This is a genomic window from Sporolactobacillus sp. STSJ-5 (genome assembly GCF_024385605.1).
GTDB lineage: Bacteria > Bacillota > Bacilli > Bacillales > Sporolactobacillaceae > Sporolactobacillus.
Genome location: NZ_JANFOJ010000002.1, coordinates 319,939 through 345,050 on the forward strand (window position 1 = coordinate 319,939; position 25,112 = coordinate 345,050).

Here is a 25,112-nt window from a genome sequence, read left to right on the forward strand (position 1 = left end):
ACGGGCGGGGGAATGATGATGAATGCCGCCGCTCCAAGCGCTTCTTAGACATACAGTATTAGAGAATAACCAGTGAATGGGAGGGAATGAAAGTGCCCAATCAATCGATTTATTCTCAGTGCTGTGGTCTAGTGAATCAGCCGGTTGAAATCCGTTGCCATGATGGCTCAGTCCATCGAGGCATGCTGACACGTGTTGACGAACGGACTGCATATTTGCAACCTGCTGGAAGTGTTTTATCAAACAGTCCTGGTTTGTTCCTCTGGGGAAGCGGAGGATGGGGATATCCAATCGCACTAGCATCAATCGCAGCTATTTTGGCAATTGGATTTTTTTGGTGAAGAAATGGATAGGGAGTTTCTCCAAGTGGGAAGCTCTTTTTTCGTGGGAAACGAATATTATGCTTTTTTAGTGAAAAATGGTATGCTGTGTTGTAAAGGATCAAGAATGATTTGCTACAAAAGAGGTGATTCTCATTGAATAAACGAGAAGCCATGGTTTTATTAAAAAACAAAGGGTACAAACATACAGATAAACGAGAGGATATATTGGATTTATTTGATCGCAAAGGTGGATATCTTTCAGCAAAGGACATTCAGATTGCGTTAAAAGATGATTATCCGGGGATCAGCTTCGATACAATTTATCGTAATTTATCGCTGTTTCAAGATTTAATGATTCTTGAAGAAACGGAGCTTGACGGTGAAAAAATGTATCAGTTCCATTGTAAGGAGCATCATCATCACCATCTTATTTGTCTTCGTTGCGGTAAAACGAGAACCATTGATGTGTGCCCAATGCAGGACTTGTCACAAATTGATCCCGAATTTCAAGTGACCGGACATAAATTTGAAATTTACGGATATTGTAAAAATTGCCGCGAAAAAATAGAAAAAGATGAAAAATCAACTCATGATTCAATAACGGTAAGCCCAATGACTTGATGGGTTTCCGCTATTTTTTTTATTAAAGATTCCTTCTCGCTGGTGCAGTCAATCGAAACGAGTATGTAGGTATGCGGCTTTTGTTTCAATACTTTTGTATAACAGCAATCAATAATAAAACCGAGTAAAAAACCGAAGACGCTTGAGGCAATTCCCCAGATGATCGGACCAAGCGGCAGTAGAAAACCTACACTTGCGCCAATGACTCCGAAAATAGTTGCGAAAATAAATCCCAAATCTGCCAAACTTGTTGTTTCAGTAGGATCTTTATAACCTGATTTTGGTTTTGATTGAGTTGGCGCTTTCAAAACAAAGCAGGAAATATCGCTTTTTTTAATTTTATTTCTTTGAAGTTCGGTCAATAATAGTTCAACTGAAAGTGATGGATGAAATAGGCAGATGATGTTGCTCATTGATCTTTGCCCCCTTTCTCAGATATTCAGTCGTGATCGATTTGCTCCCCACTCTCGACGTAAATAGGTGCTGAGTTCTTCCTCGAAAAGGCGATTACTTTCACTTGTTTTCGAATATGCGTCGTAAGCACTGCCCCAAATAAGCGAAGGAATAAAAAGAAACCATTCAGCATCAAGTAACTGAATCGACTCGTTGAATTCTGCATGGTCAATAATGAACAGTTGAATGCTCTGAAGTTCATGGCAATTAACATAAATAGCCACCGACCACGCCAAAAGTGAAATTGCGGGAATAAGACGACGTGTATAAAGTTGTCCCAATCCGGGAAGTAAAAGTGACCAAATAGAAGCTGCCCAGGGCAGACGCTTATCTAAAAAACAAGTTTCTATTGAACGTAAATCAAGCACGTCCATTTCTACTGGCTGGTTTTTAACTAATGTATATAAGAGATTCAATTTTGTAGCCGTACGATAGCTGTCCCAAATACAATAAAAATAAAAAGGAATGTAGATGAGTACCCATTGCGTATTGAGAACATTTGTTGCATGTTCGTAATCACCTACGAAGGAATAAACCATTGCTAAGTTTAATTTTGAATTGAAGTTGATAATGATTTCAAAAAGAAATAAGACATTCCCTTTAATATGCATATCCAAAAGCATATGACCAAAACCTGCAAATGCTGCTGACCACCAAGCGACCACCGCCGGACGATGATGGGACAAACTTGCGGATCCGAAGCAGTCTAAAATTGCTCTCTTTCTTCTTACCATTTTTAAACTCCAATCTAAACATTAGGATTGATGGTGGATGTACACTACATCATTAAGCATTTTTCTTGTTAGTTTTCCTCTAAGCATGTAATTCATACATGACAAATTGGCGACTCAATTATTATGATCAAAGATCACTTTTGTTCTCATTAATAAGTACTTTCCCAATTCATCCCATCGTCGGTTCTTAGCACAATTTTTAAAATATTGACAAAGTAAATGAGTCCTAATATACTTATTTTGTTCCTATAAATTTTCATGATTTTAGTCATCTGCGGTATTCCTGCCGTTAGTCTTTTGTGGTACTTGATTGTGGCTGAGGAAGGACACTAAGGTAATGACTCATTATAACAATTCGAATTATTTATTTTTCAATGAAAAGCCGACACGGATCAATCAGATCGCTTTACAATTCAACTCATTTTTTTGGGGTATTGTGGTGTGTGAAGCAAATGGCAGAAGTGTTGATTATTTTGTGACGATTCAGTTGACTATGCAATGTGTTTGCTCTGTTTTATTGGGAGTACTGATAAATAATCTTCTAATTGTTCTTGATATTCAGCAAAGATATATTGGTTCTTGCCAAAAAGCGTTAATGGCGGCTTTTAGTGATGCGCTCAAGGAAAACAAACGCAAAAAAGAAGCCTATAGGCTTTGTCTATATCGTCCTCGAAAAAATCCAGTTCAAAATGATTTTGAACTGGATTTTGTGGTGTTTGGGCATGAAAGGAGAAACGTCAATGATTATTCCAAGGCGATTATATGAGGGAGATACAATAGGTGTGATCAGCCCTGCCGGTTCCCCGGACATGCAGCGACTTGAGAAGGGATGTGAATGGTTAAAACAGCTTGGTTTCCGGGTTCGTTTGGGCAAAAATATAGATAAGAAATACGGTTATTTGGCTGGATCCGATGAAGAACGGTTGGCTGATTTCCATGAGATGTTTGCTGATGATACGGTACGTGCGATTATTTGTTCAAGAGGCGGTTATGGTACTGCACGATTCGCAGATCGAATTGATTTTGACTTGATCCGAAAGCATCCGAAAGTTTTCTGGGGATATAGCGATATTACTTATTTACATACGGCAATTAGGCAGCAAACCGATTTGATAACCTTTCACGGACCTATGCTTGCTTCGGATCTCAGTGCTCCCGATGTTCCGCTGCTCTCAAAACAGTTGTTTTCCCAGCTATTTCAACCCATGTCATTGCGCTATGATGAACATTTGTCTCCGCTCTCCACGTTACATGGCGGTACTGCTGAAGGAAAGCTAGTCGGTGGCAATTTATCACTTTTAGTCAGCTCAATTGGTACACCATTTGAGATTAACATGAAAAATAAACTGGTCTTAATTGAAGATATCGGAGAAGCACCCTATCGGATTGACAGTATGCTTAATCAATTGAGACTAACAGGAAAATTAGATCAAGCAGCCGGATTTATCATCGGCGATATTCACCAAAATCTACCGGACGATAAAAAGGATACGCTCACATACCAAGAAGTTATCCGGACTTATTTAGGATCTCTGGGAAAGCCTGTGGTCAGCGGCTTTTTCATTGGACATTGTGCTCCGAATTTTTCCGTTCCACTCGGCGTTGACGCCATGCTCGATGCCGATCGGAAACAGCTGTGGATTCAGCCGGGCGTGATGTAACCGATTTTTGACTTAATGAAATCCTGAAAGGGCGAATAGGATGAAAATCGTTGATGTACAAACAAAAAGACTGGCGATACCACTGGTCAAACCATTTAAAACCGCACTTCGAACGGTGAATACAGCTGAAAGTACAGTCGTGTTTATCACCTGTGATGATGGAACAACAGGAATTGGTGAGGCTCCTCCGACACATGTGATTACCGGTGAAAGTCTTGCAAGTATTGAATACGCTGTAATGGAAGTTATTCGTCCGAAAATTATCGGACTTGAAATTGAACAAAAAGAACGGATTAATCATGCGGTAGATCAAGCGATTTTGCATAATTCAAGTGCAAAAGCGGCTATCGATATTGCTGTGTATGATTGCTTGGCAAAAAGATCAGGGCTTCCGCTTTATCAGCTGCTCGGAGGCAATGACAATAAACTTGAAACGGATTTCACTGTAAGTGTTAATCCTGTAGATGAAATGATTCAAGATGCAATTGGCTACGTTAAAAAAGGATTTACAACACTGAAAATAAAAGTAGGCAATTCGACAGTAAAAGAAGATCTTGAACGCGTTCAAGGTCTCAGACGGGCTGTAGGTTCTCATATAAAATTAAGACTCGATGCGAACCAGGGGTGGAACGCCAAATCTGCCGTTGCCATTATTCATAAAATGGAGGATATGGATTTAAATATTGAGTTAATTGAACAGCCTGTACCTGCATGGGATTTTGAAGGAATGAGATATGTTACGGAACATGTAGACACATTAATTATGGCTGACGAAAGCATTTTTAGTCCTGCGGACGCAGCGAGGCTTCTGGCAATGCATGGATGCGACATTGTGAATATTAAATTGATGAAGGCAGGCGGCATTTATGGTGCTGAGAAAATCAATAACCTTGCGGAAGCGTATGGCGTTGAATGCATGGTCGGCTGTATGGTTGAGTCAAATGTTGCGGTTACGGCAGCTTGTCACTTTGCTGCTGCAAAAGCAAATGTGACGCGCTGTGATCTTGATACACCACTCATGTTTGCATCCAATCCGGTCATTGGCGGTGCCATTTACAACTATAGTTGCATCTCACTGCCTGATACACCTGGATTAGGTATCCAACGGGTTCAAATCAATTGAGGGAGAAGATTCAATTGAAAAGAAGGAGAGTATCTGTTCCAGTGGCGACGATCTGGACAAATCCGGAATCAGTTCGGACTATTGATGTGGCCGTTGTTAATGACCGACCTGACATGGCTGCATGGTTACGGTCAATGACGCGTGATGAAACCATTGCATTGTGCAAGGAAAAAAGGCTCCAAACTCAAGTACTGTTCGGTAATGAACTAATTATTGACGAAATAAAGGGGGCATGGGCAAAAGTTCACGTTCCCAGCCAACCGTCGACTAAAGATAAACGTGGATATCCGGGTTGGATGCCGATCCGTCATTCTATTGAAACTGACATGAGTACAAATTGCGCGTTGGTCATGGTTCAGAGTAAAATGGCAACATTCTTTACGACTCAAAAAGAACCGGTGTTTGATTTAAGTTTCGGAACATTTTTGCCTGTTCTCGAAACAGGGGACATCGATCTTATGGTAGACAGCCCTATCGGCCCAGGCTTTATCCACAAAAAGGATGTTCTTCTTCCTGAACAGCAGCATCTTCTTTCCGGCTCTGAAATAGTAAGAAATGCTGAACGATTTTTGAACCTTCCTTACCTATGGTCCGGAATGAGTGCATATGGTTATGATTGTTCCGGATTCAGTTATTCGATGTTTTATGCAGGCGGTTATTTAATTCCACGGGATGCAGATGATCAATCGATTCTAGGCAAGGCTGTTTCATTTGAGAATGTGCTACCGGGAGACTTGCTTTTTTTTGCTTATGAGAGAGGGAAGGGTTATGTCCACCATGTCGGCATTTATGTTGGAAACGGTAAAATGATCCACTCTCCAACGCCTGGTGCAATTATCAGTATTACAGAACTTAAAGAATCAAAGTATGAAGAAGAATTGTGCACGATTCGTCGTTACTGGAAGGAATGAATCGGGTTCAGTTTTAAATTAAGATATAGATGATGAACGAGGTGAGAAGATTGGTTGATTTAAATAAGAAATTGTACAATGATATTAAGGCAATCGTACTTCCTCTTGGTGAGAAAATTGAGATTGAAGCAGCGGGATCAGATGGCTTTTTCTTATCTTATCAAGCAAATATTCCAATGGTGGCTGCAAGCTTGATTAAGCTTCCGATTTTACTGTATACATATGAACAATTAACGATCAGATCCACTATTCTTGAAAAAATGATTCATTTGGATGAAAAGCAAATCGTCAGTGGGTCCGGTGTTCTACAGGTCTTATCTCGTCGCGATTGGACGATCAAAGACTTGCTCGCTTTGATGATTAATGTATCGGATAACACTGCGACGAATGTGCTTATGGATTTCTTAGGTATCGACAACATTCAGTCATGGGTGGAAGAACAGGGTCTGGCAGAGACAAGAATTGAGCGAAGGATGATGGACGAACGTGCGCAGCAGGAAGGGCGCACCAACTGGATAAGTGCTCATGATGCGAATTGGATGATTAGACGAATATTTTCCGAGCATGATCCGTTGCCAGATGAGGCAAAATCATGGATGCTTCACCAACAATTTAGAGACAAGCTGCCAGGACTGTTTAATGAAAAAGATCAGCCGGTGACGGTTTACAATAAAACCGGTGAAATGAACGAAATTGATCATGATGCCGCCTTTTTTGTTTGCGGCGGACATTCCGTTGCCGTGAGTGTACTGACAAGTGATTTTGAAAACCGCCAGTCTGCCTTGGCTGCGATACAAAATATTGGTCAACGGATTGCTGATTATTTAGTTGAAATTGCTCAATCAGTTGGTTGACGTTAATATCCATACATTGACATTTTTTTGAAGCGGCATTAGAATAAAGTTAATTTGATTTATGCAGTGCAAGATTGTAAGTTAATAAAACAATGATGCTGTTGCTTATGCCTCTCCGGAACTGGGAGGCTTTTTGTTTAACGGTGCATTGTTGGTTCCGGTTTTAGGGATAATGTATATCGTAGGCATTTTTAAGTCTGCCTGATCGGAGGTTTAAGTATTGAATTCAATGAATTTTATCCGCTTGGCTGCTGCTTGTCCGGTAACTCAAGTCGCGAATGTTGATTCGAATGTAAGAAACATTAAAAAATGTGTTGATCAAGCTGTTGGAGAACATGCAAAACTCGTTGTTTTTCCGGAATTGTGCGTAACATCCTACACATGTGCCGATTTGTTCCTGCAGAAACAATTACTTGATCAAGCAGCTTTGGGCGTAAAGGAATTATGTGCCTACAGTGCCGGAAAAGATATACTGATTGCTGTTGGTGCCCCACTCTATGCAGAGACAGTGGTCTATAATTGTGCGTATATTTTATTTGATGGAAACGTGCTGGGCATTGTTCCTAAGAGTTACATACCGAATTATGAAGAGTTCTACGAAAGACGCTGGTTCTCATCAGGAAGAGAAATTATCGGTCATACGGTTGATTTATCTTTTCAAAAATCAATACCATTTGGCATTGATCTTCTCTTCCAAAGCGGGCCGTTTCAAATTGGATTTGAAATTTGCGAGGATTTGTGGAGCGTTGTGCCACCAAGCAGTTATTTGAGCCTTGCTGGCGCGCAGTTGATCGGAAATCTGTCCGCATCAAATGAAGTGGTCAGCAAAGCTGACTACAGAAAAGCGCTTGTTGCCGCGCAAAGTGCAAAATGCATGGCTTCTTACATATACGCCGGTGCAGGTACGGGTGAATCATCCACCGATGTTGTTTTTGGAGGAGAACTATTAATTGCTGAAAACGGAAATATGCTGACTAAGAATAAACGTTTTCAAAGGGAGAACCAAGTCGTTACATCAATTGTTGACATTGATCGGCTGAATCTGCAACGAATCAAAAACATTAGCTTTAGAGAAGCATCATCAACGGTTCCTTGGAAGGCGAGAAAAATTCCTTTCTCCTTTAAAAACACGGAATTTGGAATCTTTGATCGAGCAATTGACAAACATCCGTTTGTTCCTTCTGATGCAAAGCAAAGAGAACAACGTTGTAGCGAAATTTTCAATATTCAGGCTGCAGCACTAGCCAAACGAATGGAACATACTGGATTAAAAAAAGCGGTCATCGGTATTTCCGGTGGACTTGATTCCACCTTGGCATTGCTCGTTATTGCAAAGACTTATGACCTACTTAATTACGATCGGAAAGATATCATCACTGTAACGCTTCCTGGTTTCGGTACGACTGATCGCACGTATCAAAATGCCGTATCTCTGTGCAAGAAACTTGAAACTGATTTTCGAGAAGTTAATATTGTAGCGGCGTGCCTGCAGCACTTTAAAGATATCGGGCATGATCCGGCAATTCATGATGTAACTTATGAAAATGTTCAAGCACGTGAACGTACGCAGATCTTGATGGACATTGCCAATAAAGAAGGCGGGCTTGTTATTGGAACCGGTGATTTGTCTGAGCTCGCGCTTGGTTGGAGTACCTATAATGGCGATCATATGTCGATGTACGCTGTCAATTGTTCTGTTCCGAAAACCCTTGTCCGTTATCTTGTCCGTTATGTTGCCGAAGAAGAGACAAGCAAAGAGATCAGTACTATTCTTCTTGACGTTCTTGATACTCCGGTGACCCCTGAATTGCTGCCGAAAGACGGTGAAGGGAAAATTGCACAGAAAACCGAAGATATTGTAGGTCCTTATGAATTACATGATTTTTTCCTATACTATTTTGTTCGCAGTGCATTTACTCCAGCAAAAATACTCTTTTTGGCAAAATCAGCATTTGCAGGCTCTTATGATGATGCGACCATTCGAAAATGGCTGACTGTTTTTATTCGACGCTTTTTCTCAATGCAGTTCAAACGTTCGGCAATTCCGGATGGGCCAAAAGTCGGGACAGTCAGCTTGTCGCCGAGAGGTGACTGGCGAATGCCTTCTGATGCCAGCCGTGATCTTTGGCTGAATGAACTATAAATCAAACGAAAGTGAGGCGAGCATGTGATCCGCTCATTTTTCGCTTATTATAAACCCTATAAAAAACTATTTTTCCTCGACTTTTTCTGTGCAGTACTGCTTGCCTTGCTCGAACTTGTTTTCCCTGTAGCAGTTAATCAAGTCATCGATCGACTGCTACCTGGAAAGGATTGGTCTATTATTATGCTTGCTTCAGCTGGTCTGCTCCTTTTTTATGTGATTAATACAGTCACTCATTATGTTGTGACCTATTGGGGGCATATGCTGGGAATCAAGATTGAAACGGATATTCGCCAGGAACTGTTCGAACATATTCAAAGGCAATCGTTTCATTTTTTCGATAATAACAAAACAGGACATATGATGTCGCGTCTCACTACCGATCTTTTTGATATTGGCGAGACCGCGCATCACGGACCGGAAGATATATTTATTGCCTTGATGTCTTTGTTCGGAGCATTTTTCTTAATGCTGACGATTAATTGGAAATTGGCGTGCATCACGTTTATTCTTGTCCCGATTCTTGGAACGTTTATCATTGTGTTCAACATGAAAATGACTCGAGCAACTGACCAAATTTATCAGGATATTGCCGTATTTAACGCCAATGTTGAGAATGCGGTTGGCGGAATTCGTGTGGTACAAGCATTTTCGAATGAAAACTACGAACGAAAACAGTTCCGAGAAAATAATAAATTATATCAGAGAGCGAAACTATTTTCCTATAAGATTATGGCTACAAGTGTGACAACCAACTACTTTTTCATGAGGCTGATCACTCTATTTACATTAATCAGTGGCTCCTGGTTTGTCATTCACGGTGAATTAAGCAGCGGACAATTTGTTGCCTTTTTGTTGCTTTCCAATATTTTTGTTCAGCCGATTGAAAAATTTAATGCGATTATTGAACTGTATCCTAAAGGGATTGCCGGTTTCAAACGATTTATGAACCTAAAAAGTCTTGCACCGGAAATCGTAGATAAAGAGGGTGCACTTGAAGTGGATTCCGTGAAAGGCGGGATTGACTACTGCGATGTCAGCTTTGGGTACGAAGGAAAGAAACAGGTGCTGAATCACATTGATTTGCACATTCATGCCGGAGAAACAGTTGCATTTGTCGGTCCGACAGGTGCTGGCAAGACGACTCTGTGCAGTCTGCTTCCTCGATTTTACGATGTGACCGAAGGCAGGATTATGATTGACGGTATTGATATTCATGACTTTAAACTTTCCTCATTGCGCCATCACATCGGTTTAGTACAACAAGATGTCTTCCTTTTTTCTGGAACGCTACGTGAAAATGTAGCGTACGGGAAACTAGATGCAACCGATGATGATATTTGGCGTGTAATCCGGCTCGCGCAATTAGAAGATACAGTGGCGAATATGCCCAACGGTTTAGACACGGTTATTGGTGAACGAGGTGTCAAATTATCCGGCGGCCAAAAACAACGCCTTTCGATCGCACGTATGTTCCTTAAGGATCCGTCAATTTTAATTCTTGACGAAGCGACTTCCGCGTTGGATACTGAGACAGAGGTCGCAATTCAGCAGTCGCTTGAATTATTGTCCAAAGGACGCACAACGCTGATTATTGCTCACCGTCTGGCAACAATCAAAAATGCAGATCGAATTATTGTCGTTACTAGTGACGGAATTACTGAGCAAGGCACTCATGATCAACTGATCAGTCAAGACGGTGTTTATCGTCGCTTGTACGAATCACAGTTCTCATTGACAATGTAATGGTTTAAGGCAATTAATCGTTGACAGGACTTCCGGCAAAAACTTTGCCGGTTTTTTATTAACTTCTTTTAAAGTGCAGTTGAATGGAGGCTGATTTATGTTAACTTTAGAAAAAGGAGATAAAATAGGCATTTTTTCACCATCATCCCCAATAACGGCAACTTCGCCTTTGCGTTTTGCACGTGCAAAACGGTTCCTTGAATCAAAGGGATTTCAAATTGTTGAAGGATGCTTAACGGGAAAGCAAGATTTTTATCGCTCCGGTACGATTCTTGAGCGAGCAGAAGAATTGAATGCACTAATTCATGATGAAAACATAAAAATGATTATGTCAACTATTGGTGGAACAAATTCAAATTCTTTGCTGCCCTATATCGATTATCAAGCATTTAAAAGAAATCCAAAAATAATGATAGGCTATTCCGATACGACCGCTATTCTTCTTGCCATCTACGCGCAAACGGGCTGTTCTGTTTTATATGGGCCGGCTCTAGTCTCTTCTTTTGGTGAATTTCCGCCTTTTGTGGATCAAACATACAAGTATTTTGAACAAATAGCTGAAAAGACAAATGATTATCCGCTCCAACTCACTTCTCCGGACTATTGGACTGACGAAGCGGTGAATTGGGAGGTAAAGACCAAGGAAAAGGTAAAGTACAGAAATCGTTGGATCGGGATTAATGGTGCTAAGGCTTCCGGGCGGCTCATTGGCGGTAACCTAAATACCATGAATGGATTTTGGGGAAGTCCCTATATGCCTGAAGTAGAAAAAGGCGATATCCTGCTCATTGAGGATTCGATGAAAAATGCGTCACAGGTAGAGAAGAATTTTTCATTACTTAAAGTTAATGGCGTCTTTGAACGGATCGGCGGTATTTTGCTTGGCAAACATGAACGATTTGATGATGAAGGTTCAGGACGGAGTCCGATGGATCTGCTTTTGGAAGTCTTAAATGGTAAGAAATTGCCGATCATCGCTGATTTTGACTGCTGTCATACACATCCGATGATGACAATGCCAATCGGCGCGGAGGTTACGATTGATGCGTGTGAAAGACATCCATCGGTGCAGATCAATAAGCGTTTATAAAGGAGACGGCACGAAGTGAATAAGATTTGCAAAAGCTATTGGAATCATTTTTTGCGAGATAAAAAAGAAGAAAATTCAGTTACAGCATGGAAATTCGGAAGTGACTCTGACAAATTGGCTGATCTGGTCGCAAGAGGCATAAAAACGGCAACCTGTTCAGCTTATGTGTTCTATGAATTAGAACATGAAAAATTACCCCAGAAGGGTGAATACAACATTATTCTTAATAGTCATGACGAGCCAGTTTGTATCACAAGAACCAATGAAGTGGCAATTATTCCGATGGATGAAGTGTCTGAGGAGCACGCTCAGGCAGAAGGGGAAGGGGATTGCACTTATCAATACTGGTGGACGGTGCATCAGGAATTTTTCACGCGAGAACTTGCATCACTGGGGCAATCATTTAGAAAAGACATGCCTCTTGTTTGTGAACGATTTACATTGGTCGATGTGCGAACGCAAAAAAGTACCTCTCCGAGTAGAGAGGTAAATGATTTATAATAAGAGCCGCAAAATTACTAAATGAATTAAGGGTTAAGCAATGCCATTACAATTCTGAAAATCAGACTTCAGCTGCTGCTTTAAGCAATTCCTTAGCACACTTGTATTCCAAGCCATGTGCATCGGCAACTGCTTTAAATGTTACGAAGCCGTCTAAAGTGTTCAATCCTTTGAGCAGTGCTTCATCTTCGAGACATGCTTTGGCATAGCCTTTGCTGGCGATTTTCGCAGCGTAAGGAATTGTAACATTAGTTAGTGCAAGAGTCGATGTATTTGGAACAGCACCAGGCATGTTTGCTACCGCATAATGGATGACACCGTGCTTCGTATACGTTGGATCATCATGAGTTGTGCTGTGATCGGATGTTTCAACAACGCCGCCTTGATCGATAGCAACGTCTACGATCACAGAATTTTCCTTCATGTTCGCAACCATTTCTTCAGTAACTAGTTTAGGAGCTTTTGCGCCGGGAATCAGTACGGCACCGACAACAAGGTCAGCCTCTTTAACTGATTCAGCAATGTTGTAAGGATTCGACATGACTGTATTCAGTGAATTGCCGAAAATATCATCAAGGTCACGTAATCTGTCAGCACTTATGTCAAGAATTGTGACATCGGCTCCGAGTCCAACTGCAATTTTCGCAGCATTCGTACCAACAATACCACCGCCGATAATGGTTACTTTGCCACGTGAGACACCTGGTACTCCGCCGAGCAAGATACCTTTTCCGGCTTCGTCGCTGAATTTTTCAAGATATTGAGCCCCGATTTGAACGGCCATTCTTCCGGCAACTTCACTCATTGGCTGGAGGAGAGGCAATACGCGATCTGCACGTTGAACCGTTTCATAAGCGATGGATACAACCTTGTTTGCAACAAGCGCTTTTGTCAATTCAGCACCGACTGCAGGAGCGAGGTGAAGATAGGTAAAGAGAATCAATCCTTCATGGAAGAAATGATATTCTTCTGGTTCCGGTTCCTTTACCTTGATCACCATTTCAGCTGACCATGCTTTTTCAGCAGATGTAATAACCGCGCCAGCTTCTTCATACTGTTGATCGGAGAATCCTGCACCTGCACCCGACAGAGTTTCAACATAAACAACATTGCCTTCTTGAACCAAATGGTACGTACCTGCAGGGGTGATGGCGACACGACGTTCGTTGTTCTTCAATTCTTTCGGAATACCGATAATCATGAATGAATTCCTCCCAGTTATTATGTCTTTTCAAAAGATTGAATAATCAGACACCGTAATCTGAGCACCACAACCATTTTTCAACTAATCATGGCGGTTCATACAGTCTGTGTTATTCCTTACCTAGAATGTTACAAACAATAAGGAGTCATTTCATCATACGTTTTGTCTAGTCTTTTGGTATAAAACTTGACATTTAGCGTCTGTGTCAGATATTATGACATTAAAATGAACTATAACACAACATATATGGAGGGCTGAGGCAAATGGATGAAATGCCTTTTTGTGTGAATGATGTGCTTGAACGCCCACTTTTTCAAAGAGCGGCATTGATTGCAGGTGCTCATGGCTTGTTTCGAGAAGTCCGTTGGGTACATATACTTGAAATTACGCATGCTGCCCCTTATGTCAGTAAGCATGACTTGATTCTTACAACCGGTCTGTGGTTAAAACGTTCCGCAAAATCAGGATTGGAGTATATGCGTCAGATTATTGATCACGGCACCTCCGGACTTTGTATTGAGTTTGGAACGACGATTGATGAAATACCGGATAAGATCATTGCCCTATGCGATGATCATGATTTTCCACTCATACTGTTTCGTCAACCGATTCGCTTTGAAGAAATCACACAGGACATCCATTCGTTTTTAATCAACCAACACTTTGGTCTGTTGAAAAATTTGGAGCAATTTTCTCAAAAACAGCAACAGCTGATTTTGCAGAGTACGGACATTCCCGCAATTCTGCGCCTTTTACAGAGTTACTCTGATCGGCAAATTGTCTACTTATCGACTATTGAATCCAATAAATTTTACCCAACTGTATCGGAGGAAACCGCCCATACCATTAACACGTTTTGCAATGAGAAAAAGAAAAATTTTGACCGAATTCAGGAGACGGAAATTTGGAAAATGGACGAAACACGTTTTTTACTCATTCAGCCGGTCGTCTGCTTCGGTCAAGTGTTCTCCTGCGTCGGTATGCTCCTTCATCAAGCACATCCAACTGAGTATATGAAGCTGCTGATCGATTATACTGCAAAAGCAGTGGCGACGGTATTGCTGCGTACTCAATTTCTTGAAGAAAAAATATTGAGCAATCAGAATGAACTTATTCAGGATATTCTCAGCAAACGGATCGAAAATGAAGACCAAGCACAGATGAGAATGGGACTTCCATCACCAAACGGTGAAAAATATATCTTTGTCGGCGGCATTATTGAATTTGAACATAATGTGATTGAGGACGGACCTGAGCGCATGGAAGCCCGCAACCAAGATATTCTGGTTCTCACTCGATCCTTATTAAAACGATACCAAATGCATCACCTGCTGATGATGAAAAATAATCAAGTCTATTTCATTTGCGCTAAGGAACGCGTGACCTCGGAGTCACTCGCAGGACTGTATAAAAATATACAAGGTTTGATTAACGGATTGGATAAATATATAAATCAAGCGCTGCCCAGTTTGAAATTCCATGTCGGTATTGGAAAATCGCGAACACGATTATCGGAAGTGTGGATGAGCTTTAAAGAAGCCTATCAGGTAATCGAGATTTCTCAAACAGTTCCTGCAATGGGAAAATGTAATTTTTATGGAAATCTTGGCGTTTATCAGCTGCTTAATGCTGTTCCTGAGCCTATACTGAATGAGTTTATTCACGATCAACTCGGGCAAATCATTGATTATGATCAAAAGCATCATCTTAATTTAGTAGAGACACTGTCCATGTACTTTAAATGTATGGGATCAAAAGGAGAGACAGCGAAGAAACTGTTTATTCACCGGCAGACCTTATACAATCGTCTGGAAAAAATTCGAGACATTCTAGGTGATGACTTCTTTGAACCAGAGCGACGCCACTGTCTGGAAATGGCGCTGCTTGGCTATCCTCTGCAGGCTATTGAAGAGCAATAATTGAATTGTACAATGTTCAGTGGCGTCCTAATTACAAGGACGTTTTTTTACTGCTATACTGAAAGTATTCACCTTTGGCTGAGACAGAAAGAGGGTTTTTCATGGGCTATCTGACTATTTACTGGAGAAGATACAGAATCAGGTTCTTATTTGCAATTTTATTTCTGTCGCTCGAAGCTCTGGCAGATTTGCTGCAGCCGGCATTGATGGCGCGAATTGTCGATCAAGGCATTGCACAGATGGACATGCCTCAGATTGAACGATACGGACTTCTGATGCTTTTGATTACAGCAATCGGAGCAGTTTGTGCGAGTATGCGCAACATACTTTCGGGTATTGTATCCCAACGATTTGCCCAAGATTTGCGTCAAGATTTGTACATAAAAATCCAAAATCTGCCGCAATCCGGAATTGATCAATTTGGCGGTGCTTCGTTGATTACTCGGCTTACAAACGATGTAACTCGGGTTCAAACCTTTGCCAATGGTCTCATGCGTATTATGGTCAAAGCGCCTCTTGTCGGTATCGGCAGTCTGATCATGGCTGTTCATCTGAATGCAAAACTCTCACTGGTTTTGCTTGGGATTGCACCGATTATTGCACTGCTGATTGTTTTAAATATGAAGATCAGTTATCCGTTTTTTCGAAATGTGCAACTTGCGCTTGACCGGGTCAATCGATCAATGCAGGATTACTTATCGGGTATCCGTGTAATAAAAGTTTTTAATCGTTCTGCTTATGAACAGAAACGGTTTCAAATAAATAATCAAAAACTCGGTCATCTTTCTTCTTCTGCTTCAAAGGTAGGAAGTGTATTCAGTCCCATGATCAATCTGACTGTAAACACGGGGATTCTAGCCATTCTATGGTTTGGAGGAATCGGTGTGGATCATGGAACAATGCAGGTCGGTTCAATCATTGCCTTTACTAATTATATGATGCAGCTCCTGTTCGCAATTATGATGGTGAACAACGCCTTTAATATGCTTGTGCGTGCAAGAGCTTCAGCGGAACGCATCGGCGATGTTATGAATCACAAGTCGGATGAGCGGTTTCCCAAAAATACAAATCAGAAATTGGGCCAGGAAAATAGAGGAGCCCTTCATTTTCAACATGTAACCTTCTCATTTCATAAAAATCAAGGACCTGTATTAAAAGATATTCATTTTCAGGTCAAACCAGGAGAAACACTCGGAATTATTGGCCCGATCGCATCAGGAAAGTCGACGCTTGCTCAATTGATTCTTCGCTTTTATGATCCCGATCAAGGGGAAATTCTTTTTAACGGACATGATATCAAAAAATATACGGAAGAAGAACTGCGGAAGAAAATAGCCATTGTGCCTCAGCAGCCATTGCTTTTCAGCGGTTCAGTCATTGAAAATATTCGCTGGGGGGACGATCAGGCGAGCAATGAATCGGTCTATCAAGCCGCAAAGATTGCGGATGCAGATCGCTTTATTCGCCGATTCCCGCACGGCTATGAATCATTGATTGGCCAGGGAGGCGTTAATTTATCCGGCGGACAGAAACAGCGCATTTCTATTGCACGTGCACTCGTCCGTAAACCAGATCTTCTTATATTGGATGATGCAACAAGTGCTGTCGATGCGCATACGGATAAAACAATTCGCAGTCAATTAAGACAGTCATTAAGAAACCTGACCTGTATTATTATCTCGCAAAAAGTGTCTTCAATAAAAGACGCTGATCAAATCGTGGTTCTTAATGAAGGCCGCATTGAGGCCATTGGAAAACACGATGATTTATTATCACGTTCATCATTTTATCGAGAGGTTTACACGACTCAGCTGAGCGAAGGAGGAGTCCAGCATGGATGACAAAAAATCCGGTGCGAGTCGAGCGAATACTGCAATTCCGGGAAGAGGCGGCAGAAAAAGAGGCCCGGCTCGGTTTGCTCCAGTTGAAAAACCAAAGCAAATGCGAGAGACGCTGCATCGTTTAGGCATTTATTTTGCTCAGGAGAGGCGTGCATTGTGTATCGTGTTTGGTTTAGTCCTTCTCGATTCAATTGTCACCTTGCTGATTCCCTACTTTATCGGAGTGGCTATTAATCAAATCGGTGTTCACACAGGTTCTGTTCATTTTTCAATGCTGATTAAGCTATTGCTTGTTTTGGCTGTCTTTTATTTGTCTGATGGCATATTGACTTTCATTCAGGGATGGCTCATGGCCTCGGCAGGGCAACGTATGGTTGTCGCACTTCGACAAAGTCTTTTTGGAAAATTGCAGAAGCTTCCTATCTCATTTTTTGATCGGCATAATCATGGGGAAATCATGAGCAGGCTGACCAATGACATTGAAAATATTGATGTAACGATTTCTCAGTCTACGGTGCAATTAATGAATGATGTGATCATGATTGTCGGTTCACTTGTAATGATGATCTGGATCAGCCCGTCATTAACCCTTGCTAGTCTGATTATGGTCCCACTTGTTATTATCCTGACAAAAACAATTGCTGTTCGCACTTCTAAGTTGTTTGTGGAGCAGCAGAAGGAATTGGGAACTTTGAACGGGCATATTGAGGAATCTATATCCGGACTGTCAGTCATTAAAGCATTCAGCCATGAACAGAAGGAGATCGACCGTTTTACACAAATGAATCAACGACTGACCGATGTCGGCATGCACGCACAAATTTGGTCCGGGTATTTAATGCCGCTTATGAACGTCATCAATAATCTTGGCTTTGCCGCGGTCGCGTCGGTTGGCGGCTTTTTAGCTGTTAAAAATATGATCACCATTGGCATGATTGCGAGCTTTCTTACGTATTCGCGGCAATTTTCAAGGCCGTTAAATGATGTCGCCAGCATTTTCAACACATTGTTATCTGCAATTGCCGGTGCAGAACGTGTTTTCGATATCATGGATCAAAAAGAGGAAGTTCCGGACCATATCAATGCTCGACCAATAAGCAGCAAAAACTGCAAGGGTGACATTGATTTTCATAATGTCTCATTTGGTTACAATCCGAGCAGAATGATTGTGAAGCAGGTTTCATTTCATGCGCATGCCGGTGAAACCATTGCGCTGGTTGGGCCAACAGGTGCAGGCAAGACGACGCTTGTAAACCTGCTGACGCGCTTTTATGAGCCGAATGGCGGCAGTATTCGTGTCGACGGCGTTCCGATCACCGATTATCGACGCGCGGATTACAGAAGCTTATTTGGCATGGTGCTTCAGGATACCTATCTTTTTCACGGCAGTTTTACAGACAATTTGCGTTACGGACGACTTGACGCAACGGATGAAGAAATCAAAAACGCCGCCATTGCGGCACATGCGGATTCATTCATTATGGCGACAGAACATGGGTATGATACGATTCTTCAAGGCAATGGAGAAAATCTGAGTGAAGGACAGAAGCAGCTGCTTACGATTGCTCGTGCTTTGCTCTCTGATCCGGCGATTTTGATTATGGATGAAGCAACGAGCCATGTCGACACACAAACCGAACATGAAATTCAAGAAGGCATGTTGCGGCTGATGCACGGAAGGACAAGCGTAATCATTGCGCATCGACTTTCTACCATTCGTCATGCGGATATAATTCTTGTTGTTGAGGATGGGATGATTGCCGAACAGGGGAGTCATGAAGAATTATTGAAGAAGAAAGGCATCTATTTTTCGATGTACAGCGACCAGTTTTCTGTCTAATTGCAATCAATCTTGCGGTAGTGGTTTGGTTATATTGCGTCAAAACGTGTAAAACTGGGTTGTTGTTCATTACGGTTAAATTGGTGAGATGAACTGTCCGCACCGTTAAAATTAATGGTGAGAGCGAATAGGCAAGCAACGATGGATCTCTTTTACCATCGTTGCTTTTTTATGTTTGTATCAAAGTCTAAATGAGTGATTACGTTAAAAATAAGAGTAAAGAAACAGTAAACAATAAAGATATAGCATGCGGAAAGTAAAGAAAAACCGATTGAGAATGAGGTGAAATGACCGGATAGATAGGCGACGAATCGTTTCGGGTAAAAGACATCCCAGGAATTGAGACGCAGAAAACGCCCGATGTACATCGCAAATCCGCTTAAGATGAAAATGGACAACATTATAAAATTGGAAATCGGGTATACGTATTTTCTTAGAAATCGATGATGGATGATCCATAGTGAAAGCATACCTGCACATGTGCCGGTAAAAATACCGGCACCGATCTGAATAAGACTTAGCCAGGATAAGAAATCAGTTGAATAAATGATCGCTTGTTGTGCCGAAGCATAGAATGAAATGCGTTGCAGATGAATGAAGTCTGTAACCAGATAGGGTGCATTGGGAAAGAAAATGAGCCACAACAAACCTAGCAGCCATGTTCGGAGCCAGTCATGCACATCATCGGCAAGACACATGCAGATTGCGAAGAACAACGGAAGAAGTGACAAGAACAGGTTCCAGAGCATCATGACATGTATTGTCCGTTTGGTGAGCGCATATAAAAGCAAGCTGATAAGAATATAGAAAACAACACAATAGATGATTGGGTTTGGCGTATGGCGTCTTTTACGGAACATATGATCGAAATCCTTTCAATGAAGGTTGCCGGTTCTTAGGATTATATTAAGCTCGGACAAGTTTTACTCATGTTCCGCTTGTTAAGTGCCATTACTTTGAAATTGACATGAATAATTGAGAAGGGTTATCTTTAAAAAAGACATAAATTGTTCACATTGGTAACGAGATCAGACATCAGGTGATAAAGTGACGCGAACAAATCAGATGAATATATATCATGCAATTTGCTCTGCAATTGATATGGCTAAAACACTAGGTGGGAAACATGTGGTCAGTGAAATAAAAGAAATTGAATCAATAGATCCCATCCGATTTTATCATGCCGCTGAAAAACAATTTTGCGGGAAACGCTTTTTTTGGGAGAACCAGACGGACGGAACGATCTTAATCGGAGCAGGTATTGCTGCTTCAATCACCACAGAACGTCGCGAGAATTACGAGATGATACGAAAAAATTGCGATGATTTGTTAAAAAGGGCGCATGTCCTGGGTTCCTGCGGAGCAGAGGCAACTGGCCCTCTTTTGGTGGGCGGATTTGCTTTCGAAGCTGAAAAGCAGCCTTCGGAGGACTGGAAACCTTTTGGCTCAGGCTACTTCTTTCTGCCTGCATTTTTACTAACGATTCAAAAGGGCTGCTGCTACCTGACACGGTCGGTTGTCTGCACGTCCCATGATGATGCTGATCAATTAACTCAGCAACTTGTGCATGAAGAAAAAGAGTTATTCAGTCTTCTAAATGCTGATTTCTCTGATCTTAACGTGTTGAACTCGCTGGTTAAACAAATCGATCAGGATATAAAAGCTTGGAATCATCTTGTGGGAGAAGCGATTCGAACCATGGGAGGGACTGAATTAAAAAAGGTCGTACTTGCGCGCTCCCGAAGGCTGAAATACCAGCACAAGCTTTCGAGTGAATTATTGATTCATGCTTTGCGCACGCAACAAGACCAAACCTGTGTGTTTTGTCTTGAGAAAGGCTCTTCGGCTTTTGTTGGAGCGACTCCGGAACGATTGATCAAGAAACAGGGCAGAACCATTTATTCTGCATGCCTTGCTGGATCTGCAGCACGTGGAAGTACAGATGAAGAAGATGCAAGCCTTGGGAAATGGTTGCTGAATGATCGTAAAAACCGTCTTGAACATCAATATGTCGTCTCTACGGTCCGGCACTCTCTAAATGAACTATGTGAACAGCTGACGATTCCGGAGCAGCCTAGACTTATGAAGAACAAGAATATTCAGCACCTGTATACACCGGTTAAGGGGTACTGCAATGAATCGGCTTCACTTTTTGACTTCGTTGAGTGCTTGCATCCGACACCTGCGCTTGGCGGATTTCCACGAGCACAAGCCCTATCTTGGATCAGCAAGCATGAGCCAATTGATCGCGGTTATTATGCCGCACCAATCGGCTGGTGCGACGCGCGCAATAACGGAGAATTTCATGTCGGAATACGTTCAGCACTGATTCATGAAGATGAAGCGGTTTTATTCGCCGGATGCGGTGTGCTGAAGGACTCAATACCAGACCAGGAATATAAAGAAACAGCCATTAAGTTTCGTCCAATGCTCAATGCGCTTTCAAGGAGGCACTTATGAATCATCAAGAGTTAGTGACGCACTATCTTTCTTCATTTGTTCATACATTATCACGGCAGCATGTAAATACAGCTGTAATCAGCCCGGGTTCTCGATCAACACCTCTTGCTATTCTCTTTGAGGAGCATCCGGCGATTCGAACCTACCTGGACATTGATGAACGTTCAGCAGGCTTTTTGGCACTCGGATTAGCAAAAGCATCGAAACATCCTGTCGTATTAATCTGCACATCCGGAACTGCAGCCGCAAATTACTACCCGGCAATCATTGAGGCTTATTTTTCACATGTGCCGCTGCTTGTTATTACTTCGGACAGGCCATATGAGCTACAGCATGTTGCTGCACCGCAAACAGTGGATCAGCAGGGAATGTATGGTAGTCATGTGAAACAGTATTTTCAACTTGAACTTTCTGAGCTTGATCTGGGCTTGCTTTCCTATAACCAGGCTCTGACGAGTCGGGCCGTCGCTATTGCGAACGGTCTCCCAAAAGGACCAGTACACCTAAATGTCCCTCTCAGAGAGCCACTCGTCCCATGCAGTCTGAGTGAAACGTCAAAACTGAACATAAATGCTCGTTCTGCAATACCAGTGAAAAGAGGAGTGCTTGCGCTTGACACGTTGCAGCTTGCGGATCTATCGGAACGTATTAATCATTCAAAACAAGGCGTAATTATCTGCGGAGATATGGGATCTGATCTGTCACTACCCGTGATCACGGAATTCGCTGAACGATCAGGTTTTCCAATTCTTGCGGATCCGCTTTCTCAGCTGCGCCGAGGATCCCATTCTATGGATGCCGTTATTGAGACCTATGACACCTTTCTTCGCAATGAACAGATTGCATCCGTATTCAAACCGGATCTAATTATTCGTTTTGGTGCTCCGCCGGTCTCTAAGGCACTCAAACTGTGGATGGAACGTCAAGTTTGTACTTATTTTGTTATTGACAGTGGAATGGAGTGGAGAGATCCGTCGGGCAAGGCTACAGAGATGATTTATTGTAATGAACAGCGTTTTTGTGAGGATTTGAGTCCGCTAATCCAAAAAAAGGGCGAATGCAAATGGCTTAGCTTTTGGCAGACAATTAATAATAAAACGAAATCAGTACTCCTGAGTATACATGACGAACAGACATTGAGTGAGGAGAAAATTTTCTTGAAACTGGTTGAGTGGCTTCCGGAGCAAGCAAATCTGTTTGTCGGAAACAGCATGCCGATTAGAGAATTAGACAGCTTTCTGTTCAATCGGCCGCAGTCCGCCCACATATTTGCCAATCGCGGCGCGAACGGGATCGATGGTGTGGTGTCGACTGCAGTCGGTGTTGCTTTGGCCAATCATCGTGCAATTCTCGTGATTGGTGATCTCAGCTTTTTCCATGATATGAACGGTTTGCTGGCTGCCAAACAATATCATGCGAACTTGACGATCATTCTGATCAATAATGATGGCGGAGGTATTTTCTCGTTTCTTCCTCAGGCATCTGATAAAACACACTTTGAAACCCTCTTCGGTACCCCGCATGGGTTGGATTTTTCACACGCTGCACAGTTATACGGTGCGCATTATACGAAAATCAGCAATTGGGAAATGCTTGATCAGCTGCTGACTGCATCTGAAGACGCAGAAGGGTTGAACATTATTGAGATCCCGACAAAACGAGCTGAGAATGTTGAGAAGCATCACTCACTGCAAAAGTGTCTAGATGAACAATTAAGGCGAGAAACAGCTTATGAAAGCTGAACTTCGTGGTGTAGTGTATCATTATGAACTAAAGGGAAGCGGGGTACCGCTGCTTCTGCTGCATGGCTTTACCGGAAGCGTGGAGACGTGGCGTTTCCTAGAAGATGTGATGCTTAAGGATTATCAACTGATTCTTGTCGATATTATCGGTCACGGACAAACTGGTTGTCCTAAGGATGCGCAGCGATATTCAATTACTGAGACTGCCAAAGACATGAATGCATTGCTTGAACTGCTGGAATTTGAACGTGTACATGTCCTCGGTTATTCTATGGGCGGGCGACTTGCACTCAGTTTCGCATGTCTTTTCCCTGAACGTATCTCAAGTTTAAGTTTAGAAAGTTCTTCACCGGGACTGAAAACGGAGGTAGAACGGCGTGGGCGGCGTTTGCATGATAAGGAATTGGCAGATTCCATCCGTAAGCATGGCATTCCCGCATTCGTCAGTCGTTGGGAACAGCTTGCTCTGTTTGATTCGCAAAGAAAGCTTTCACAACGAAAACGTGCTGCACTCCGTGCTCAGAGACTATCGAATCAACCAATCGGACTTTCGAACAGCCTCATTGGTATGGGCACGGGAGCACAGCCCTCGTGGTGGGGACATTTGTCTTCATTGCGTTTTCCCATTTTATTGATTACCGGATCCATTGACAATAAATTTTGTATGATCGCATCTGAGATGCATGATCGCATGCCGAATGCTGAATGGCAGGTCGTTCCAAACGCCGGTCATGCCGTTCATCTAGAACAGCCGTTCCTTTTTAGTCAATATGTACATATCTTTGTGCAGAATCATACATCGGACTTTAAGAGAGGGGGAAGAAAATGAACCTTCATTCCATTACCGTACGTGTGATTTCATCCACTTTGAATGCGCCGTTTATGACACATCTTCAGCGAGTGACGCGCAGAGAGGCATTGATCATTGAAGTGATGGATACAGATGGGCGTGTCGGTTATGGTGAAGCGGATCCTTTTTCGAGTCCCTGGTATTCGGAAGAGACCATTCAAACATGCAGGCTTATGCTTAAAGAGTTTTTGATTCCTATTCTACTTGCTAATCGTTCGCTTCAACCTGAAAAATTGGACCAAATTTGGGCAGGGGTCCGCGGCAATCATATGGCTAAATCTGGACTCAGCCAAGCAATTTGGGATCTGTACGCAAAACAACAAGGTGTGTATCTAGGAAAACTGTTTGGTTCAACAAAGTCGACTGTTGAAGCTGGCGCGGTCATCGCTGCAAATGATCCGGAGCGTGCAGTTGATCAAATCGAAACCCTTGAAAAAACGGGTCATTACAAACGCTACAAAATAAAGATTTCACGTAAAAATGATTTTGAATTATTGACGAAAATACGACATCATTTTCCCGACCTCCCTTTAATGGCAGATGCAAATTCTGATTATAGTCTTGCGGATGCAGATCATCTGTGTCATTTGGATCAATTTCACTTAATGATGCTTGAACAGCCGCTTGCTTATAATGATTTAACGGATCATGCAATTCTTCAAAAGATAATTAAAACACCCATATGCCTGGATGAAAGCATCGGTTCTTATCAGGATGCTGCCAATGCAATTCAACTTCAAAGCGGACAAGTAGTCACCATTAAAATGGGACGTGTCGGCGGCTGGTCTCAGGCCGTGCGCATTCTCAACCTGTGTGTGACTCATTCGATTCCTGTTTGGTGCGGGGGAATGATTGAATTCGGTATTGCTAAGGCGCATAATATAGCGCTCGCTTCATTGGACGGTTTTTCACTGCCAGGAGATTTATTTGCTTCCCATCATTACTGGAAGCAGGATATTGTCACCCCAGCGATTGCCATTGATCAAGGTATGGTCATGGTTCCCAATGAACCGGGGATTGGCTTTGTCGTTGATCGTCCGGCACTTGATGCTTTGACTGATCATCACGAAGTTTATTGCAAAAAAGTAAAATAATG

At 42.2% G+C, this 25,112-nt stretch carries 22 protein-coding genes; 18 read left to right on the forward strand and 4 right to left on the reverse strand.

Annotation, left to right across the window (positions count from 1 at the left end; translation table 11 throughout):
• Positions 1–86: 86 nt before the first annotated feature.
• Both NOM01_RS03695 and NOM01_RS03700 read left to right on the forward strand, forming a co-directional pair.
• The gene (locus tag NOM01_RS03695) at positions 87–341 is read left to right on the forward strand and encodes a hypothetical protein (protein ID WP_255746494.1); all 255 of its coding nucleotides are present in this window, start codon (positions 87–89) and stop codon (positions 339–341) included.
• A gap of 135 nt (positions 342–476) precedes the next feature.
• Positions 477–944 carry a Fur family transcriptional regulator gene (locus NOM01_RS03700; RefSeq protein WP_255746495.1) on the forward strand — a complete coding sequence of 156 codons (468 nt, stop codon included), beginning with the start codon at positions 477–479 and terminating at the stop codon, positions 942–944.
• On the opposite strand, the gene NOM01_RS03705 is transcribed toward NOM01_RS03700, so the two are convergent.
• Both NOM01_RS03705 and NOM01_RS03710 read right to left on the reverse strand, forming a co-directional pair.
• Positions 911–1,357, reverse strand: coding sequence for a hypothetical protein (locus NOM01_RS03705; RefSeq protein ID WP_255746496.1), 447 nt, complete (start codon positions 1,355–1,357; stop codon positions 911–913). The two genes, NOM01_RS03700 and NOM01_RS03705, sit on opposite strands and share 34 nt — an antisense overlap.
• Before the next feature lie 18 nt (positions 1,358–1,375).
• Positions 1,376–2,131, reverse strand: a complete 756-nt coding sequence (locus NOM01_RS03710; RefSeq protein ID WP_255746497.1) for a hypothetical protein — start codon at positions 2,129–2,131, stop codon at positions 1,376–1,378.
• 337 nt (positions 2,132–2,468) lie between these two features.
• Here NOM01_RS03710 and NOM01_RS03715 point away from each other — a divergent pair, with 337 nt between their 5' ends.
• The 9 genes from NOM01_RS03715 to NOM01_RS03755 all read left to right on the forward strand — a co-directional run bounded on the left by NOM01_RS03715 (position 2,469) and on the right by NOM01_RS03755 (position 12,160).
• On the forward strand, positions 2,469–2,897 hold the full coding sequence (locus NOM01_RS03715; RefSeq protein ID WP_255746499.1) for a DUF3870 domain-containing protein: 429 nt from the start codon (positions 2,469–2,471) through the stop codon (positions 2,895–2,897).
• The gene (locus NOM01_RS03720) at positions 2,872–3,792 is read left to right on the forward strand and encodes a S66 peptidase family protein (RefSeq protein ID WP_255746501.1); all 921 of its coding nucleotides are present in this window, start codon (positions 2,872–2,874) and stop codon (positions 3,790–3,792) included. Before NOM01_RS03715 ends, NOM01_RS03720 begins: the two co-directional genes overlap by 26 nt.
• Before the next feature lie 40 nt (positions 3,793–3,832).
• On the forward strand, positions 3,833–4,915 hold the full coding sequence (locus NOM01_RS03725; protein ID WP_255746502.1) for a mandelate racemase/muconate lactonizing enzyme family protein: 1,083 nt from the start codon (positions 3,833–3,835) through the stop codon (positions 4,913–4,915).
• 14 nt (positions 4,916–4,929) lie between these two features.
• Complete coding sequence (locus NOM01_RS17115; RefSeq protein WP_304654747.1) at positions 4,930–5,826, forward strand: C40 family peptidase; 897 nt, start codon at positions 4,930–4,932, stop codon at positions 5,824–5,826.
• 50 nt (positions 5,827–5,876) lie between these two features.
• The gene (locus tag NOM01_RS03735; protein WP_255746504.1) at positions 5,877–6,680 is read left to right on the forward strand and encodes a serine hydrolase; all 804 of its coding nucleotides are present in this window, start codon (positions 5,877–5,879) and stop codon (positions 6,678–6,680) included.
• A gap of 229 nt (positions 6,681–6,909) precedes the next feature.
• Positions 6,910–8,823 carry an NAD(+) synthase gene (locus NOM01_RS03740; protein ID WP_255746631.1) on the forward strand — a complete coding sequence of 638 codons (1,914 nt, stop codon included), beginning with the start codon at positions 6,910–6,912 and terminating at the stop codon, positions 8,821–8,823.
• A gap of 24 nt (positions 8,824–8,847) precedes the next feature.
• Positions 8,848–10,569, forward strand: coding sequence for an ABC transporter ATP-binding protein (locus tag NOM01_RS03745; protein WP_255746505.1), 1,722 nt, complete (start codon positions 8,848–8,850; stop codon positions 10,567–10,569).
• 97 nt (positions 10,570–10,666) lie between these two features.
• Positions 10,667–11,659, forward strand: a complete 993-nt coding sequence (locus tag NOM01_RS03750; RefSeq protein ID WP_255746506.1) for a S66 family peptidase — start codon at positions 10,667–10,669, stop codon at positions 11,657–11,659.
• A gap of 15 nt (positions 11,660–11,674) precedes the next feature.
• Positions 11,675–12,160: an ASCH domain-containing protein gene (locus NOM01_RS03755; protein ID WP_255746507.1), complete on the forward strand. Its 486-nt coding sequence runs from the start codon at positions 11,675–11,677 to the stop codon at positions 12,158–12,160.
• Between the two features lie 61 nt (positions 12,161–12,221).
• On the opposite strand, the gene ald is transcribed toward NOM01_RS03755, so the two are convergent.
• Positions 12,222–13,361 carry an alanine dehydrogenase gene (ald, locus tag NOM01_RS03760; protein ID WP_255746508.1) on the reverse strand — a complete coding sequence of 380 codons (1,140 nt, stop codon included), beginning with the start codon at positions 13,359–13,361 and terminating at the stop codon, positions 12,222–12,224.
• 266 nt (positions 13,362–13,627) lie between these two features.
• Here ald and NOM01_RS03765 point away from each other — a divergent pair, with 266 nt between their 5' ends.
• From NOM01_RS03765 to NOM01_RS03775, 3 genes are all read left to right on the forward strand, one after another.
• Positions 13,628–15,283 (forward strand): PucR family transcriptional regulator, encoded by a 1,656-nt coding sequence (locus NOM01_RS03765; RefSeq protein ID WP_255746509.1) that lies wholly within the window; start codon positions 13,628–13,630, stop codon positions 15,281–15,283.
• A gap of 101 nt (positions 15,284–15,384) precedes the next feature.
• Complete coding sequence (locus NOM01_RS03770; protein ID WP_255746510.1) at positions 15,385–17,124, forward strand: ABC transporter ATP-binding protein; 1,740 nt, start codon at positions 15,385–15,387, stop codon at positions 17,122–17,124.
• Complete coding sequence (locus tag NOM01_RS03775; RefSeq protein ID WP_255746511.1) at positions 17,117–18,964, forward strand: ABC transporter ATP-binding protein; 1,848 nt, start codon at positions 17,117–17,119, stop codon at positions 18,962–18,964. The genes NOM01_RS03770 and NOM01_RS03775 overlap by 8 nt, the downstream gene beginning before the upstream one ends.
• Before the next feature lie 152 nt (positions 18,965–19,116).
• Here NOM01_RS03775 and NOM01_RS03780 read toward each other — a convergent pair whose 3' ends face one another.
• Positions 19,117–19,824, reverse strand: a complete 708-nt coding sequence (locus NOM01_RS03780) for a DUF1361 domain-containing protein (RefSeq protein WP_255746512.1) — start codon at positions 19,822–19,824, stop codon at positions 19,117–19,119.
• 268 nt (positions 19,825–20,092) lie between these two features.
• Between NOM01_RS03780 and NOM01_RS03785 the strand changes: the two genes are divergently transcribed.
• The 4 genes from NOM01_RS03785 to menC are packed head-to-tail and all read left to right on the forward strand — an operon-like array spanning position 20,093 to position 25,110.
• Positions 20,093–21,424: an isochorismate synthase gene (locus NOM01_RS03785; protein ID WP_255746513.1), complete on the forward strand. Its 1,332-nt coding sequence runs from the start codon at positions 20,093–20,095 to the stop codon at positions 21,422–21,424.
• On the forward strand, positions 21,421–23,166 hold the full coding sequence (gene menD / locus NOM01_RS03790) for a 2-succinyl-5-enolpyruvyl-6-hydroxy-3-cyclohexene-1-carboxylic-acid synthase (RefSeq protein ID WP_255746515.1): 1,746 nt from the start codon (positions 21,421–21,423) through the stop codon (positions 23,164–23,166). The genes NOM01_RS03785 and menD overlap by 4 nt, the downstream gene beginning before the upstream one ends.
• Complete coding sequence (menH, locus tag NOM01_RS03795; RefSeq protein WP_255746517.1) at positions 23,156–23,995, forward strand: 2-succinyl-6-hydroxy-2,4-cyclohexadiene-1-carboxylate synthase; 840 nt, start codon at positions 23,156–23,158, stop codon at positions 23,993–23,995. The genes menD and menH overlap by 11 nt, the downstream gene beginning before the upstream one ends.
• Positions 23,992–25,110, forward strand: a complete 1,119-nt coding sequence (menC, locus tag NOM01_RS03800) for an o-succinylbenzoate synthase (protein ID WP_255746518.1) — start codon at positions 23,992–23,994, stop codon at positions 25,108–25,110. Before menH ends, menC begins: the two co-directional genes overlap by 4 nt.
• The last annotated feature ends 2 nt before the right edge of the window (positions 25,111–25,112 follow it).